General features: G+C 36.3%; 12 protein-coding genes. 10 read left to right on the forward strand and 2 right to left on the reverse strand.

Translation table 11 applies throughout. The features are described 5' to 3' along the window. Positions 1 to 395 precede the first annotated feature (395 nt). The 3 genes from HZR23_RS17535 (at position 396) to HZR23_RS06645 (ending at position 2,444) form a co-directional block, all read left to right on the forward strand. The gene (locus HZR23_RS17535) at positions 396 to 518 is read left to right on the forward strand and encodes a hypothetical protein (protein WP_279229895.1); all 123 of its coding nucleotides are present in this window, start codon (positions 396 to 398) and stop codon (positions 516 to 518) included. Between the two features lie 286 nt (positions 519 to 804). Further along, a complete protein-coding gene (locus HZR23_RS06640) occupies positions 805 to 1,320 on the forward strand; it encodes an ARMT1-like domain-containing protein (RefSeq protein ID WP_243098238.1) in 516 nt (171 codons plus the stop codon). 758 nt (positions 1,321 to 2,078) lie between these two features. Continuing rightward, positions 2,079 to 2,444, forward strand: a complete 366-nt coding sequence (locus tag HZR23_RS06645; RefSeq protein WP_165913710.1) for a hypothetical protein — start codon at positions 2,079 to 2,081, stop codon at positions 2,442 to 2,444. A gap of 207 nt (positions 2,445 to 2,651) precedes the next feature. On the opposite strand, the gene HZR23_RS18010 is transcribed toward HZR23_RS06645, so the two are convergent. Next, positions 2,652 to 2,807, reverse strand: a complete 156-nt coding sequence (locus HZR23_RS18010) for a DUF4932 domain-containing protein (RefSeq protein ID WP_132848878.1) — start codon at positions 2,805 to 2,807, stop codon at positions 2,652 to 2,654. 101 nt (positions 2,808 to 2,908) lie between these two features. On the opposite strand from HZR23_RS18010, the gene HZR23_RS06655 reads away from it, so the two are divergent. The 5 genes from HZR23_RS06655 to HZR23_RS06675 all read left to right on the forward strand — a co-directional run bounded on the left by HZR23_RS06655 (position 2,909) and on the right by HZR23_RS06675 (position 13,286). Next, positions 2,909 to 4,924: an FIST N-terminal domain-containing protein gene (locus HZR23_RS06655; protein ID WP_132848839.1), complete on the forward strand. Its 2,016-nt coding sequence runs from the start codon at positions 2,909 to 2,911 to the stop codon at positions 4,922 to 4,924. Between the two features lie 158 nt (positions 4,925 to 5,082). Further along, positions 5,083 to 9,813, forward strand: coding sequence for a leucine-rich repeat protein (locus HZR23_RS06660; protein WP_207667896.1), 4,731 nt, complete (start codon positions 5,083 to 5,085; stop codon positions 9,811 to 9,813). Continuing rightward, positions 9,810 to 11,216, forward strand: coding sequence for an S-layer homology domain-containing protein (locus HZR23_RS06665; protein ID WP_132848837.1), 1,407 nt, complete (start codon positions 9,810 to 9,812; stop codon positions 11,214 to 11,216). Before HZR23_RS06660 ends, HZR23_RS06665 begins: the two co-directional genes overlap by 4 nt. Before the next feature lie 297 nt (positions 11,217 to 11,513). Next, a complete protein-coding gene (locus HZR23_RS06670) occupies positions 11,514 to 12,116 on the forward strand; it encodes an FIST N-terminal domain-containing protein (protein WP_132848836.1) in 603 nt (200 codons plus the stop codon). A 42-nt stretch (positions 12,117 to 12,158) separates the two neighbouring features. After that, positions 12,159 to 13,286: a sensor domain-containing diguanylate cyclase gene (locus HZR23_RS06675; protein WP_165913708.1), complete on the forward strand. Its 1,128-nt coding sequence runs from the start codon at positions 12,159 to 12,161 to the stop codon at positions 13,284 to 13,286. A 106-nt stretch (positions 13,287 to 13,392) separates the two neighbouring features. On the opposite strand, the gene HZR23_RS06680 is transcribed toward HZR23_RS06675, so the two are convergent. Further along, on the reverse strand, positions 13,393 to 14,319 hold the full coding sequence (locus HZR23_RS06680) for an IS982 family transposase (protein ID WP_132848834.1): 927 nt from the start codon (positions 14,317 to 14,319) through the stop codon (positions 13,393 to 13,395). 292 nt (positions 14,320 to 14,611) lie between these two features. Between HZR23_RS06680 and HZR23_RS06685 the strand changes: the two genes are divergently transcribed. Further along, positions 14,612 to 14,929 (forward strand): helix-turn-helix domain-containing protein, encoded by a 318-nt coding sequence (locus HZR23_RS06685; RefSeq protein ID WP_132848833.1) that lies wholly within the window; start codon positions 14,612 to 14,614, stop codon positions 14,927 to 14,929. A gap of 93 nt (positions 14,930 to 15,022) precedes the next feature. Then, complete coding sequence (locus HZR23_RS06690) at positions 15,023 to 16,150, forward strand: diguanylate cyclase (RefSeq protein WP_165913707.1); 1,128 nt, start codon at positions 15,023 to 15,025, stop codon at positions 16,148 to 16,150. Positions 16,151 to 16,189 lie beyond the last annotated feature (39 nt).

Consider the following 16,189-nt stretch of genomic DNA (forward strand, 5'->3'; position numbering starts at 1 on the left):
ACAGAAATGTGGCTCTTTTATTTTTTAGATTTACATACTGAATACAGTGCACGTAGCTATAGTTGAGACTACATATAGTGGAAATGAAGGAGACATTTTAAAAGGAAACTACCAAGATAAAATTTATTGAACATGGCTAAATGTTGCTCATTATCGGTTGTTGTGGGTGAATGATGACACCTTTTTACACACGCTAAAATAGTGTGTGTAAATTATTTTAGAGCAAAGAGTAATAGGGATATAGGAAAGATCATCATATAACGTGAACTACTCTTACAAAGATAAAATTATATTAGCTGATACATTGAATTACAACCATGATACTTGTACTAAGTATTAATGGTCTTTTTTATTTGTATGATGTTGTATATTGCATATGTTTAAGTATATTGCATATGTTTAAGTATATTGATGAGCATCAGGAAGGCAACCTAAGAGAAATAATAGATACCCCATCCTCTAGGGAAGACATTGTTGGTGCAACTGACCGCTGGATATCGGCTTGGCTGAATCTATAGAGAATGCTGAAGAAGTAATTGTGCAGCTTCAAAAGATGATAAAAAGATATTATAAATAATGCTCTCTTACAATATTCAAATGCACCCCGTAGGGTAGACGATTGGAAAAAGTCTACTCTACGAGGTGCATTTGAAATGTTAAATGGCCCTTTATTTTCCAAAAAATTCATGGGATAATAGTAGCTAGATGGGATGTAGCTTTAACAGTCTGACGACATATTAAAAGAGGGTTGTCAGATCCTACTAAAAGTATTTCAAACAGTTGACAACAATAGGAGAGGATTATATGAAAATATCACGGGCCTGCATTTACTGTCTTGCTCGACAAGCAGTAGAAATAGCAGAAGAAGCGACAAAGAATGTAACAATGCAAGAAGAAATAATAAAGAGATCTTTGAAAGAATTAGGAGATATGGACTTCAAGCAAACAGCGCCAGAAATAGCTTTTAGGATGCATCAGCATGCTAAAAATAATACAGGGGTTCATGATCCATACTTGAGATTAAAAGATCAGTACAATGAAATTGCTAAAGAAATCTACGAGAGAATTATTGAGGAAAAATGGTTACATAAGGCGGAAGATCGCTTTGATAGGGCTTGTAGGCTAGCTATTGCAGCAAATATTATAGATTTTTCAGTTGGTTTAAAGTTAGAGCATGCAGATGTTGTTAAGTCAGTAGAGGACAGTATCAAGCATGATATTTTTGGGACTGATTCCTTTTACACATTCATTAAGGCAATAACAGTTTCTGACCTGCATAAATCATGTCAGGACTCTCAAAACTATATGGTTTGTAAATGACAAAACAAAAATGCATGTAAATGGCATTAATTATGTATCAAAAATAATGTCAAAAACGTACAATGATTTGGTCTGCGCACCATTTACATTGAGATGTATGCATGGTAGACTTTGTGACGTCAGGCATTGATTTTTCAAGTGGCCCTTAAATGCTCTAACCATGTATACAGAGGCTCAATGTCAATGGCAAATCATCTTGTATTGCTAAAACACTACATATTTTTAGAATGCCATAAAACAACAATTTTTAAGTGCCATGTACATGGTTCACTATAGACATATATTGAGAGTATGGTATTTCTAGCAACAAATATCCTTATATGCTCCCTCATATCGAGCTAGGAGGGATTTTACTATGGATAGCGTCATAGCATATTTATAAGAAGAAAGTTGAATCCAGAAATGATACAAAACCATGGGACGATTTATTCAGCTACTAGCAATGTAGTAAAACAAAACCAGGTATTTTGTAAATTACAATGCAATTTTGTATAAAAATTATAATCTCAAAATGTTCAAAAAATATAAATGAAAATATTAGCCATTGACATTGAGCCTCTGCATATGTAGTTCTAAAGCCTTACACTCAAGCCTTACAACGAAGGCAATGCCTATATTTGAGGCTACTACATATGTCTCTCAATGTAAATGGTTCACTTCGTCTAATATTTTAGATTGTAATATTTGTACATTTTTTTAAAAAGCATTAAAAATACAATAATTGTACATTTTTAAATTATAATTTACATATTTTACTTATGCATAAAGTAAAGGAGGTTATATTGCATATAATTGAAAAGATTTTATTGATAGTCATTTCATTAGGATTGGTTTATATTCTTATAAAGATAATTTCACAGAAGAAGACAATGCAGGTAATGAATAAAATTGGCAAAGAGATGATTTCTTCAGGTGCAAATTTCTTTGGACAAGAATCAGCACGTTTTACGCAAATTAGAGGAAATGGTGTTCTGGCATTAACAAAGGATAAAATCTATTTTCAACTCCTTTTACAAAATAAAGTTATTGAAATGCCTTTAGAAAAGATAGAAAGGATTGAAGAATGTAGAAGCCATCTTGGCAAAACAGTAGGAAGTATTAATGAAAATTGTTTACAGAAATGAATCGAACAAAATAGATTCTTGTGCTTGGTTAGTGAGACACCATAAAGAGTGGATCAATAAATTAGAACAACTGGGATAACAAAGTTATTTTTAAATCAAAAGGATATAGGGACCGGGTACAAGGTTCCTCATTCAAGTATGATGATCTTAGTAGCGTCGTATCCATCCCCTTGTCCTGTATAGCAAGATCGGCAGGCAAATGAAGTACTAACTTTGCAACTTGACAAAGACCTGCACAAGCTCTGGATAATAGTCATCGAAAGTAGGATAGCGATCTAGATTGTCAAGGTAATAAGAAATCGACTCCACCAACTCATCGATATATTTAAATCCTAGGTATCTATTGCGGGTAGCCTTTTTGATTACTAAGAAATTAAAAGTTTACTAGTAAAATTATGGGGAAATTCAATGAATAATTATCTGAATGCTGTTTGAAAGATAGAGAAATCAGGGAGTGGTGAAGTGTGAAGCAAAAAATATATCAATTAGACAATATCAATGAATTAAAAGAAGAACTCAAAAAAGATGCAGCCGATTTACAATCAGATGAGTTTGAGACTGTATTTATACAAATTTTCAGTTCAGTAAATGAAGGTGAATGGTTTAAAATTATTTCAAATGAGTTATTGAAAAAAATTCCAACAGCGGTTATTGTAGGTGCTTCCTCGGTTGGGGAGATTTGTAATGGGAAAACGATAAGGGGAAAGACGGTCGTTTCAATCACATTATTCGAATCGTCCCATGTTAAAGTGATTTCCCACAAATGTATCTCTGGAGAAGAAAGGGAGCTAGGCCACCTAATTGGGCAGCAGATTAATTCAATAGAGGATGATATCGCGGGGATCATGCTACTTGCTACACCATTAAGCATAGATACAAGCGAGTTGGTTAAGGGTCTAGCTAAGCGTAATGAATGCTTGAATTTTTTTGGTGGTGGTGCAGGAAATTATGAAGCTGCTAGAAACTCATTAATTATCCATGACTTAGAAGTTATTAAACAGGGGGCTCTTGCAGTAATATTTTATGGTCCTAAACTACAGATTAAGGCAATGACCTACTTAGGATGGAAAGCTGTAAGCAAGGAAATGAGAATTACAGAATCTGAAGGAATGATTGTAAAGACCATAGATGGGAAAGAAGCTTTTATGGTTTATGATAAATATTTGAATATACCAAGGAACGAACAATTCTTCCTGAACGCTATTGGATTTACATTTCTGTTTAACCGTGGAGGAGAGATGGTCTCAAGGGTACCCATAGCGGTTGATGAACATGGCGCCCTTACATTTATAGCGGATATGTACGAAGGTGAAACATTCAGCTTAGGATATGGAGATCCTGCAACCATCCTAAAAAATGCAGAAGAGGTTCATGGAAAAATGAAAAATTTCAATCCTGATAGCATATATTTATATTCTTGTTCATCAAGACATACCCTTATGGGCGGAGCTGTAGAGATTGAGACTATACCATTTCAAGAGATAGCACCAACATCTGGTTTCTATACATATGGCGAATACTTTGGAAGCGAGAAAAACTTAAATGTACTGAATTCAACCATGGTGGCAGTAGGGCTAAGAGAAAATGCACAGGATGACACTGACATTAACGAGGGAAAGTATGACTCAGCGAACAGTATAATTATACCGACGTTTTCACAATTAGATCTATTAAATCATAAGGATTATACAGGTGCCAGCAAATTAGCTCATTTAATTGAAAAAGCAAAAGAAGAAATTGTACAAAATAGTTCTCCAAAATTATTTGTTCAGTGTTTAGGCGGCTTTACATGCTCTTCAGATGATGCTCAAAATAAATATATACGTTGGAGAACATCAAAGGTTGAAGAGCTTTTTGGGTTCTTAATTCATCATGAAGGAAACCTTGTTTCAAGAGAACAAATTATAGAAGCGTTGTGGCCTGATTGGGAATTTAACAAGGCTGCAAAAATCTTTCATACTACAAGCTATTACATGCGTAAAGAATTAGAAATACATGGACAGAAAGACATCTTGATTAAATCTCAAGGGAAGTATGCATTAAATATGCAGCATTTTAATTGTGATAAGCTGGAATTCATAAACTTAATTAAGAAGATGGATCTGGAAAAAACAAGCATAGAAACATTAGAGAAGGCCAGTTGCCTTTATAAAGGACCTTATTTTGGATTATCATGCTATGAGTGGGCTTCGGCTCAACAAACGTGGCTTGAGAATAAATATTTAAAACTTAGTTTAACCTTGGCTAAACAGTATGGAGAGATTGGAGATATCAATAAATCGGCTGAGATACTAAATAGTATAATTCTTGAAAATCCCCTTTCGGATGAAGCCTATAAGGCGTTGATAGTATTACTTATTAATAGTGGGTATGTGGCAGAGGCTGTTCGGTGCTACAAAAAATATGAAGTGATTTTGAGTCAAGAGATTGGCATCAATCCCTCAGTAGAAATAAAAAGCCTAATGAGACCTTTTCTTTAATATGAATCTACAAAAAGAAGCATTTTTCAAAAAATGAAAAATGCTTCTTTTTGTAGTAATAAGTCGGTTTTTGTTGAGGTTTTGTTGAGTTCAGTTTGATAGAATTCATAAGGTATATAAATTTAATCTCTAAAAAATCAGGCAAGGGGGTATTTAGCGTGAAAATCAAAAGAAAGATTTCACTATTATTAGTCTTTGTATTGACTGTCAGCTTGTTTTCAGGACTATCTGTACAGACCGTACAAGCCAGCGAGACAGTCATTCTTGACGAGCACTTAACATGGAGTGATAATGAAGATGGAACAGCAACAATAACAGGCTACACTGGAGGACCAATAGCTGACCCTACCGTTGCTGAAGTCGTTTACGACGCTTCAGCGGGAAATTTATCGGTGGTTGGGATTGATAATAACGCATTCACTAATAAAAGCTTAACTGGTGTGTTAACAATTCCGAATGGTGTGACAAGCATTGGGGACGCCGTATTTTCCGGAAATCAACTTACAGAAGTAAATATTCCTACTAGTGTTAACAGCATTGGTTCTAGCGCGTTTAAAGGTAACGTCCTTACAAGCGTTACTATACCTGACAGTGTTACAAGTATTGGATATTCAGCTTTTGAACAGAACAAACTGCAAAATATAAGTATTAGCAATAACATTTCAATAATTGCAATGTCAGCCTTTGCTAATAATGAACTAAGAAGGGTGACAATTCCTAAAGGTGTTATTACCCTTGGAATGTTTGCATTTTCAAATAATAGCATTGAAAATGTTGAAATACCAGACAGCGTTACAACAATTAATATGTCAGCCTTCACTAATAATGAACTTAGCAGTGTATTGATTCCTGATAGTGTGAAGACCATAGAAGACTTCGCATTTTTTGGTAATAATATTACGAAGATTACCATCGGAAGCGATGTATCCTTGGGTTTTGAATCGATTCCCCATAATTTTAAAGTATTTTATGATGATGTAAGTGGTGTTAATAAACAAGCAGGTAATTATGTATATGATACAGATGCTGAAACCTGGAGCTTAGCAGATGCAGATGTAACAACAACTTTTAACGGTACATTGAGAGATGAATCAAGGTTTTTAAGACCTGCTCCTAATGAGACTTATGAAGAAAATTTTGATGCAATCTTAAGTGCATCTGATGTTGTAGAAGGAGATGAAGAATACAATTATTTTGTAATAAAAATGACACCGGAAGTTTCAGGTACATATGCAATAGAAGTCACGGATTCAGACTTACTCGAAAGTGATGGAACAGAATCAAATGACACATTTCTTCTTCTATATGAAGGAGACTTCGATAAGGATCAACCGTTGATAAATCTGTTAGCGGCTAATGATGATATAGCCATGGAAGGAGACAACTTGCATTCTTGGTTGCCGGAACAAGCTTTGGAAGAGGGTACTGACTATTATATTGTCGTAACATCTTATATATCTGGTACTACCGGAGAAGTAACCTTCAGGGTAGTAGGTCCTGGAAGTGTTACAGTAGAACAAATAGATCTAGGCTCGGGTGGCGAATTCGCCGGTGGCTCCGGTACGGAAGAAGATCCATACCAGGTGGCAACAGCGGAGCAATTAGGGAATGTAAGAAATCACAAGGATAAGCATTTTATTCAGACAGCAGAAATCGATTTGCAAAATGATATTAATGGTTTCGATGCTGAAGGCTGGGAGCCTATCGGCACATCAGAGCAGCCATTCACAGGTACATATGATGGGTCTAGCTATGAAATTATTTCAATGGATATTAACCGGCCAAATGATGATTATCAGGGATTATTTGGAAAAGTTAGCGGTGCAACAATTAAAAATATAAGACTATTCAATTTCGATATAACCGGAAAAACTAATGTGGGCGGTTTGGCAGGCCAAGTGGAATATACTTCTACTATAGCAGACGCATATGCAATTGGTAATATTACTGCTGAAGGCAATGCCGGAGTCTTGGTTGGATGGAACTCAGGGGACATTGTAAGATGTTATACCTCAGGAAGCATAACATCTTCTGATACATCTTTGAATTATACAGGTGGCTTAGTCGGCTTTAATGGAATGATGGTCGGTGGGTTAATTTCAGACTCTTATTCTTCTGCCGATGTAACAGGAACAAGAGTAGGTGGCTTAGTGGGTTGGAATGCCTATGGTACAGTAGAAAACTCTTATGCTACCGGCCTTGTGACCCAAACTCGTCAAGAACCTGGAGATTATAAGGGTGGACTTGTGGGCAGGAACCAATGGACTGTAACAAACTCCTTTTACAGTTCAGAAACTACTGGCGCGGACGACACAGGCAAAGGAACACCAAAAACTAGTTTTGAAATGAAACAGCAGGATACCTTTGCTGCATGGAATTTTGTTGATGTTTGGGAAATAACAATAGGGGCAACCTATCCTACTTTAAAGGGTGTAACAAGAGCAGCAGATTTAGATATGGCACCTCCGTTTTTAGTGAGTGCAAGCGTTGAAGATGCCAACCCAAATCAAGTTATTTTGACCTTTGATGAAAATATTGAGGTCGTAGACGAGGCTTCCGCCAAAGCGGATATGACAGTAAAAGTTGATGGAGTGGATCGGGAAATCAGCATAGTAACCGGGTATGGAAGCAAGACTTTAACGGTTGCCTTAAGTCAAAGGGTGTCAAATGGTCAAACAGTTATATTTTCATTTGCGAATTCGGCGTTTAATATCTATGATGGTATATATCAAAGACTACAAAAGATTGTAGATTTTCCAGTAGATAATAATGTCAGTGAGGCAGATGAGAGCGGAGATTTTGTCTTTGATCCTGCTACTGGAACTATTACTGACTATATTGGCTCAGCCACAGATATCACTATACCCGATACCATTGACGGAGTATCGGTAGCGGAAATCGGTACTAGAGCATTTGCATATAATAATTTAACATCAGTCACTGTACCAGATAGTGTAACCACAATAGAAAGTTACGCATTTGAAGGTAACCAGATAACAACGGTCATGATTCCAAACAGTGTGACATATATAGGATTAAATGCTTTTTGGGGTAATAAGTTGAATAGCATTGTGATTCCGGATAGTGTTGAAGAAACCGGAAATCGGGTTTTCGAAAACAATCAGTTGAAATCTGTTACTATTGGCAACAGTTTAAATGAGTTGGCTCTAGGTATGTTTAAAGATAACCAACTAACGACGGTGGTTATCCCTGATAACGTTACGTCAATCCGTAATGAAGTTTTTTCAGGCAATCCATTGACCAGTATCACTATCGGAAGCTATGTTTCAATAACTAATAATAACTCAATGGGTATGTATGGCGCTCAATTTAAAAATGATTATTGGGAATATGGGTATGCTGCAGGTACCTATAATTATGACAGCAATCTTAATAAATGGGTGCTGCAATTGACAGAATTCGCAGGTGGCTCCGGTACGGAAGAAGATCCATACCAGGTGGCAACTGCAAATCATCTGAACAATGTAAGAAATCACTTAGACAAGCATTTTATCCAAATTGCAGATATCGATCTTGATGGGTATAATGAGAGCAACTGGCTACCAATTGGTACGAATATTACCCCGTATACAGGTTCATATGACGGAAAAAATCATAGTATCATTGATATGCAAATTATTCGACATACACAAGATAATGTCGGCTTGTTTGGGTATGTTGCATCAGGAACCATTAAGAATGTGAATCTTGATAATGTAGACATCAGCGGAAAATCAAATGTTGGTGGGCTTATTGGACGTATGTATATCAACAACCCATCCCTTGAAGGTGAAATTTCCAATGTAAGTGTGACGGGAGTTATCACTGGACGATACTCCGTTGGAGGGCTTGCTGGATATATATGGCACAATGAAAATGGGAAACTAGAAATTTCTGATTGTTCTTCAAATGTCGATATAGAGGGTACAAACAATGGACTAGGAGGTCTTGTGGGGAGCATTGGTAGAGCCATAGTAGTAAACAGTTATGCAACAGGAGACGTAATCGGTGATTCAGACAATAGCGATCAGGTGGGCGGCTTGATAGGTTATGCACAAAGTGTTACTATTTTAAATACCTATGCCACGGGAAATGTTGCTGGAAATGGAGCAAATGGATTTGGCGGTGTTGGTGGATTAGTTGGTGTGCTGCACGAATACGATGAAACTGGCATACTAAACAGCTATGCTACAGGAAATGTTTCGGGAAGCATGGCTCAAGAAGAACTTCATTATGGTGGCATAGGCGGCTTGGTTGGTGTGATGAATGGGTATGACCAAATTGCCATATTAAATAGTTATGCAACTGGAGATGTCACGGGAAATAAAGCAGGGGGCTTTGTGGGTGCTATTATGCAGGGTGGACTCATATTCCACAGTTATTCAACGGGTAAAGTAAGCGGTGGAAATAATATCGGCGGATTGGTGGGATATGATGAGCACATGGATCCAGAGACAACGATAAATATAGTCGCTTCATTTTGGAACACAGAAACATCAGGTCTTTCCTTCAGCGTAGGGGGAGAAGGTAAAACCGCTGATGAAATGATAGATATCAAAACATATACCGACGCTGGATGGACAATCGAAGCTGTTAGTGACGACGGTTATGAGGGCTATCCCTATCCGGGATTGAAACAGGTGCAGTATGGGGAGAGCCCCTGGAGGATTTGGGCAGATATTGATGAAGAGGAACCTGGAGGTGAAGAGCTAACCATACCTGGAGCTCCGACTAATGTAACAGCATCAGCAGGGAACGAACAAGCTACGTTGAGCTTTGTAGCTCCTGAAAATGATGGAGGTAGTCCGATAATAGAATATATTATAAATCAAGCCCGGGCAACATCTCAGCCAAAGGCAGTGGTAGCCCGATCGTCGTTACAGGATTGACCAATGGTACTACTTATACCTTTACAGTACAGGCGAGAAATGAAGAAGGAACAGGACCTAGTTCTATACCTTCAAACGCGGTAACACCTTATAAGCCTTCAAAAGGAGGCAGTGGTGGAGGGAGCACGACAACAACACCTGCATCGACAGATACTTCAGTCAAAGTCCTAGTAAACGGCAAAGTTGAGAATGCAGGGACGGTAACAACTACGACGAAAGGTAACCAAACAGTGACAACAGTTAAGCTTGATCAGCAGAAGCTGGAGCAGAAACTGGCAAGCGAAGGATATAAAGCGGTAGTGACTATCCCTGTCAGTACAAAATCCGATATAGTAATCGGTGAACTGAATGGACAGATGGTTAAAAACATGGAAAGCAAGCAGGCAGTATTGGAAATAAAGACAGGAGCAGCTATTTATACCTTGCCTGCACAGCAGATAAACATAGATGCCATATCTGAGCAAATCGGAAGAAATGTGGCATTACATGATATAAAGATCCAGGTAGAGATAGCAAAGTCAACGGAAGAAACCGTTAAAGTAGTAGAAAATTCTCGGAAAAAAGGAGGATTTACCATCGTAGCCGCTCCAATCGATTTTACCATTAAAGGTATTTATGATGGAAAAGCGGTAGAAATAAGTAAATTCAACGCCTATGTAGAAAGATTGATGGCAATACCTGAAGGTATTGACCCATCCAAAGTTACTACGGGTATTGTAGTAGAAGCTGATGGAACGGTACGGCATGTACCAACAGAGGTAATCGTAATAGACGGAAAATACTATGCAAAAATCAACAGTTTGACCAACAGTACCTATTCAGTTGTATGGCATCCATTAGAATTCAAAGATGCAGAAAATCACTGGGCAAAAGCTGCCATAAACGACATGGGTTCCAGAATGGTTGTCAGCGGAGTTGACAATGACATGTACGAACCTGATAGAGACATCACCCGTGCAGAATTTGCAGCTATCATGGTAAGAGCATTAGGACTGAAGCCAGGAGAGGGAATGAATCCATTTGAGGATGTAAAAGTTTCTGACTGGTATAGTGATTACATCGAGACAGCAGTTGCGTACAAGATTATTTCAGGCTATGGCAATGGCAATTTTGGACCAATGGATAAGATTACCAGGGAACAGGCTATGACAATGATCTCCAGGGCAATGAACATCACAGAGCTAAAGGCAGAGCTTGTTAACGGCGAAATAGAAAAACTCCTTGAGGGCTTTGGTGATGGGGTACAGTCAGCGGATTATGCTAAAAGAGCTATTGCAGCTTGTGTCAAATCAGGAATAGTTTCCGGTAGAAGCGATAATATGATAGCGCCAAAAGATAATATTACTAGAGCTAAGGTGGCAGCAATCATGCAAAGACTGTTAAAAAAATCCAAACTGATTTAAAAACCAATTAAAAAGTGTAGAGAATACCTTACAAGGATAAGGGCCAGATTGTGCCTATCTACCTTAAACTCATAGCACTATCAAAGTAAAACCCGTGGCGCTCTTTTCAGTGGAGAGCCACGGGTTTTATACCTTGAAGGAATCAGGGGTCGGGTTTTGTATCATAACGGGTAATATTTGATTGATTTAAGAAAGTTCTAGTTCAAAATTTAGCTCCAGGAGTTGTAAAGACTAGCCTGTTAAAGCAGCTAGAAGTTATTTTATAAAAGATTTTGCAGTTATAGATGGAGGTGGAAAATGAAGCAAGAAATTATTAATGTTAATAATCTTGAAGATATAAAACATTTTCTGAGTCAAAAGAACATTTATATGGAAGCACAGAAGTCAAAATCAACTCTTGTACAAGTATACTCATCTAACAATGATATAACATGGTATACATCAGTTGTAGAGTGTATTCTTGGTATAATCCCGAATGTCTATATAGTTGGAGCGTCAACTGTAGGAGAAATTATTAAAGGAAAAACGAGTAGGGGAGAAACCGTCATTGCATTATCTTTTTTTGAATTGACAGAAATAAAAGTCATTGCTGAAGATTGTTCAAAAAAAGACGAGGCTGATTGTGGTTTTGATCTAGGAAAACAGTTAGAAAGTATAAAGAATAGGATTGCTGGAATTCAATTGCTTACGACTCCCCTTAGCATAAACACAGAAAAGCTGTTAAAAGGATTGCGAAGTTATACTAAAAAAACAAGTGTATTTGGTGGAGGGGCCGGTGACTATTATGCAACGTCTAACACTATCGTTATTGCAGGAAGAGACAAATTGAAAAAGGGAATAGTTGCTGTTGCGTATATAGGTGAAGACTTGCTGATTGAAACTTGCATGTACTTAGGATGAAAACCGTTTAGCCCTGAAATGATGATCACTGAATCTAAGGATATGCTTGTAAAAAAGGTGAATGGTAGGCCGGCCTTTGAAATTTACAACAAGTACCTCAATATTAAAAGCGATGATCAATTTTTCTTAAATGTACTAGGGTATTCTTTTCTTGTAAATAGACAAGGAGAGTATCAATCTAGAGTTCCTATCAGTGTGAATAATGAAGGTGCTATCCAGTTTATTGCAGATATTAGAGAAGGGGAGACTTTCCGTATTGGATATGCTGACCCAGTAACTATGATTCACAATGCCCATGATGTACACCAAAAGATGAGATGTTTTCAACCTCAAGCAATCTGTTTGTTTTCTTGCGGATCACGACATACGCTTCTTAATGATGACATTGATCTTGAGACAGAACCTTTTCAAAAGATAGCTCCAACTTTTGGATTTTATACATACGGAGAGTATAGTGGAACAATGATGAATTTAAAGTCACTGAATTCAACTTTGGTGATTGCTGGATTTAGAGAAGGTGGGAAGAGTCATAACGGATGTTATGACAAAAAGAGTAATACCATAGAGAAAAATGAGGAGGACGATTCTCTTATATTATATAGAGACTCTCGTGCAGTAGCTAGATTAATCCACTTTATTGAAGTCATCACGGAGGAATATGAAGAATTAAACCGTCAATTAAGGTTAATATCAATCACCGATAACTTAACTGGCTTATTCAATAGAGGAAAGTTGGATAAAGTTATTCAAAAAGAAATTGCGAGAGCATTAGATAGAGATATATGTTTTTCTATTGTAATAGCTGATATTGACAATTTTAAAAGCATTAATGATGTTTACGGTCATTTAGCTGGTGATGCAGTGCTAGTTGAAATAGGAAGACTTTTTTTATCTGTTTTTGAACGTGAGAGTGATGTTATTGGAAGATGGGGTGGAGAAGAATATTTAGTTGTTCTTCCCGAAACAAGTATCCAAAAAGCATATCGTAAGACAGAAGAGTTACGGAATAAGATTGAAAAGCACATTTTTAATGGAAACTTACGAGTGACGTGTAGCTTTGGAATTTCAACATATAAACGTGGTGATACAGTCAATGACTTAATATGGAGGGCTGACAAGGCACTATATGATGCTAAAGGTAGTGGAAAGAATAAAGTCATACAGGAGTAATTTAACTTAATGTGCTACTTGCTAAGATTTATGCTGAGGAATATTATGGTAAACAAGAAAGATATAATACTCCCTTAATCCTAAGTACTCTAATTAAATGGATACATTATCCGAATATTAGGTCTTTAATCTTTGCTATATCGCTGGTTTTGCCTAATACTCTATTAATAAAATGACAGAGATTATAGGCTAAGACCTTTGTTTTGATTCTTGTGTTCAATCTCCATAGGAATTTTGCCAATACTTTTTCGATATTGAGTTGCTCTGTTAGCTGCGAAGCAGTGGTTTCAATTCTCCTTCTGAGTTTGAAGATTATCTGCCTGAGTTCTTTAGGATACTGGTTCTTGCTATTTTTCTTTTGTAAAGGAAGCAGATCAATATTCTTTTCAACCTTAAGTTCTGGAGATAGATTACTACTTGTATAGCCCTTATCTCCAAGGACGGTAATAGAATCGTAGGATTCAAGGAGTTCCCATACAGGCCTTCTGTCATCAATATCTGCTGGTGTAAGGACGAAATCAGTAACATAACCACCCAGGTTAACAAGCATGTGTAGCTTATATCCAAGGTACGTTTCCTTCTTTGAAGGACAATTACCATAGGCTGCGCCATAACCCCTAAAGGTTTTATGAAAACGTGCTCTACCGAACTTACAGACAGGTATTTGAATACTATCGATAATCCTGTAAGAATTATCAGTGAAACCAAGCATAGAAGTAATTTCATTGCGGATTTCATCTATAATTGAATGCAATCCCCTACGGGTTCTGTTAAAACGAGTTCTATGAGAAAACTGTGGGAATAAATCATTAAGATTCTTTTTACAAAATTCTATCCAAGCCTTTTCAGAATCAATAGTGAGCAATTCACCAACGATGCTGATGGTAATTATTTGACTATCGCTTAGAATGTAATGGTTGATATTCTTACGTTTTTTAATATAAGTTGGGGTAATCTTATGGTAAATATAGTAAATTATAACATAGGTGACAGTGATAAAGTCTTTTAAATCACAAATTCTTTGATAGAATATTTATTAGTAAGCTCCAGCATATGTTATCCTCCTATCTTAATTTCGTGGTTGTTATTAACGATAGGTTAACATAATTAGCTGGAGTTTTTCTATTAATAAGTTTTACTAGCACAACAGGTTAAATTAAATATTTCTAAAGAAAAAATAAACAATGTTGAGTAATATTAAAAGAGCATGCCTAAAGATGAATAGGCGTGCTTTTTTAATGCTCAAAATTTCTTTGATAATCATGAAGTAATATTAACTTGTAGCTACAATAAACGCTGGTACGCCAGCTACGGGAGAAAAGGCTATGAGTATAAAAGTAGAAGTCATAAATAAAGAATATGTCTATTCTTATAAAGCATTAAATGAAAACATTATAGCTTTTGACAATAAAGACGAAGCTCGAAAATATGGTATGGATACCAAAGCGGCTTCAATATTTATAGGATGTTCAGCTTATACCATTAGAGAGCTAGCCCGAAAAAAAGAAATACCTCATTACTGGGTTGGAAATAGGATTATGTTTACTAAGCAAGCCCTGGTGAAATGGATTGCAAAACAAGAAGACAGGAATTGGAAGTATCAACATTCGGAAGTTGATATTAGGGAAAGGTGTAAAAAGTAAGAAATGCTATTGATATTTTACACCTTTTCAGATACAATCTACTCATTGACTAAAATCGTGATAGATGATATTATGCAAAATATGAGGTGCTTTATGATAAATGATTTGCTTTTGAATTCTACAATTATAGTTACTTTTATCTCTCTGGGAAATCAGTTTTATGTTAGGGAAAATGGCATTACTGAAAGTTCTTCAATCTCTGTAAAAACTATGTTTGGAGTGTCCGCTGGAGTACTAGGATGCATACTAATGTTAAATAGTGTTGTTGTGGTTCCTACCGTTATCCTTGACTTCAGAAATATTGCAATTATATTATCATCTATATTTGCGGGGCCTATAGCATCTATAATAACCAGCATTATTATAGGAGTATTTAGAGTTATATACTTTGGAACAACAACCTCTTCAATTACAGCATTAATTATTGCAATAGTGATGGGTATAGGATGCCCTATTTTTGGAACTATAGGGATTTCTATGAGACAAAAATGGATGTATAAAACAGTGTTTTGTACTATAATTGGAAGCTTAGCATATATTTTCTTAGTGAAAAATACTATTATTCTGTTAAATATATTATGTGCTTATTGGATAGGAAATTCTCTTATTGCAATCTTGTTATATGATTATACAAATTACCTTATGATTTCGAATGAAATATATACAAAATACAAAGAGGAGTCTCTAAAGGATTTCTTAACTGGCTTAAATAATGTTAGGCAGTTTGATAAGGCTTTTAACAGTATTACTAGTCGAATAAGTGAAAGAGGGGAATATCTTTCATTATTGTTTATCGACATCGATTTTTTTAAAAAGGTTAACGATACTTATGGTCATACAGAAGGGGATAAAGTTTTGCAAGAATTAGGGAAAGTTCTTCTAAAAACCTGTGGTGATTTCGGAATTGTTTCTAGGAATGGAGGAGAAGAGTTTTCGGTAATGCTTGTAGGCTGTCTTCCTCAACAGGCAATAAATATTGCGGAACGTGTTCGAACAACAGTTGAAAAACATCAATTTACTCTAACTAGTGGTGAGATGATTTGCATAACAATATCTATAGGTGTTGCAACTTATCCTCAAACAACAAAAGATTTTTCTAAACTGACCGAAGAAGCCGATAAAGCACTTTATAAGGCTAAACAAACGGGAAGAAACAAGGTTGTTTACCTAGCAAATAATTACGAAAAAGAAGAACATACATTATTACTTAATAGGTGGTAAAGAATCAATTATTTAATGAATGTTAATGTAGTAAAGACC

This window comes from Serpentinicella alkaliphila, assembly GCF_018141405.1.
In the GTDB taxonomy this organism is placed as follows: Bacteria; Bacillota; Clostridia; order Peptostreptococcales; family Natronincolaceae; genus Serpentinicella; species Serpentinicella alkaliphila.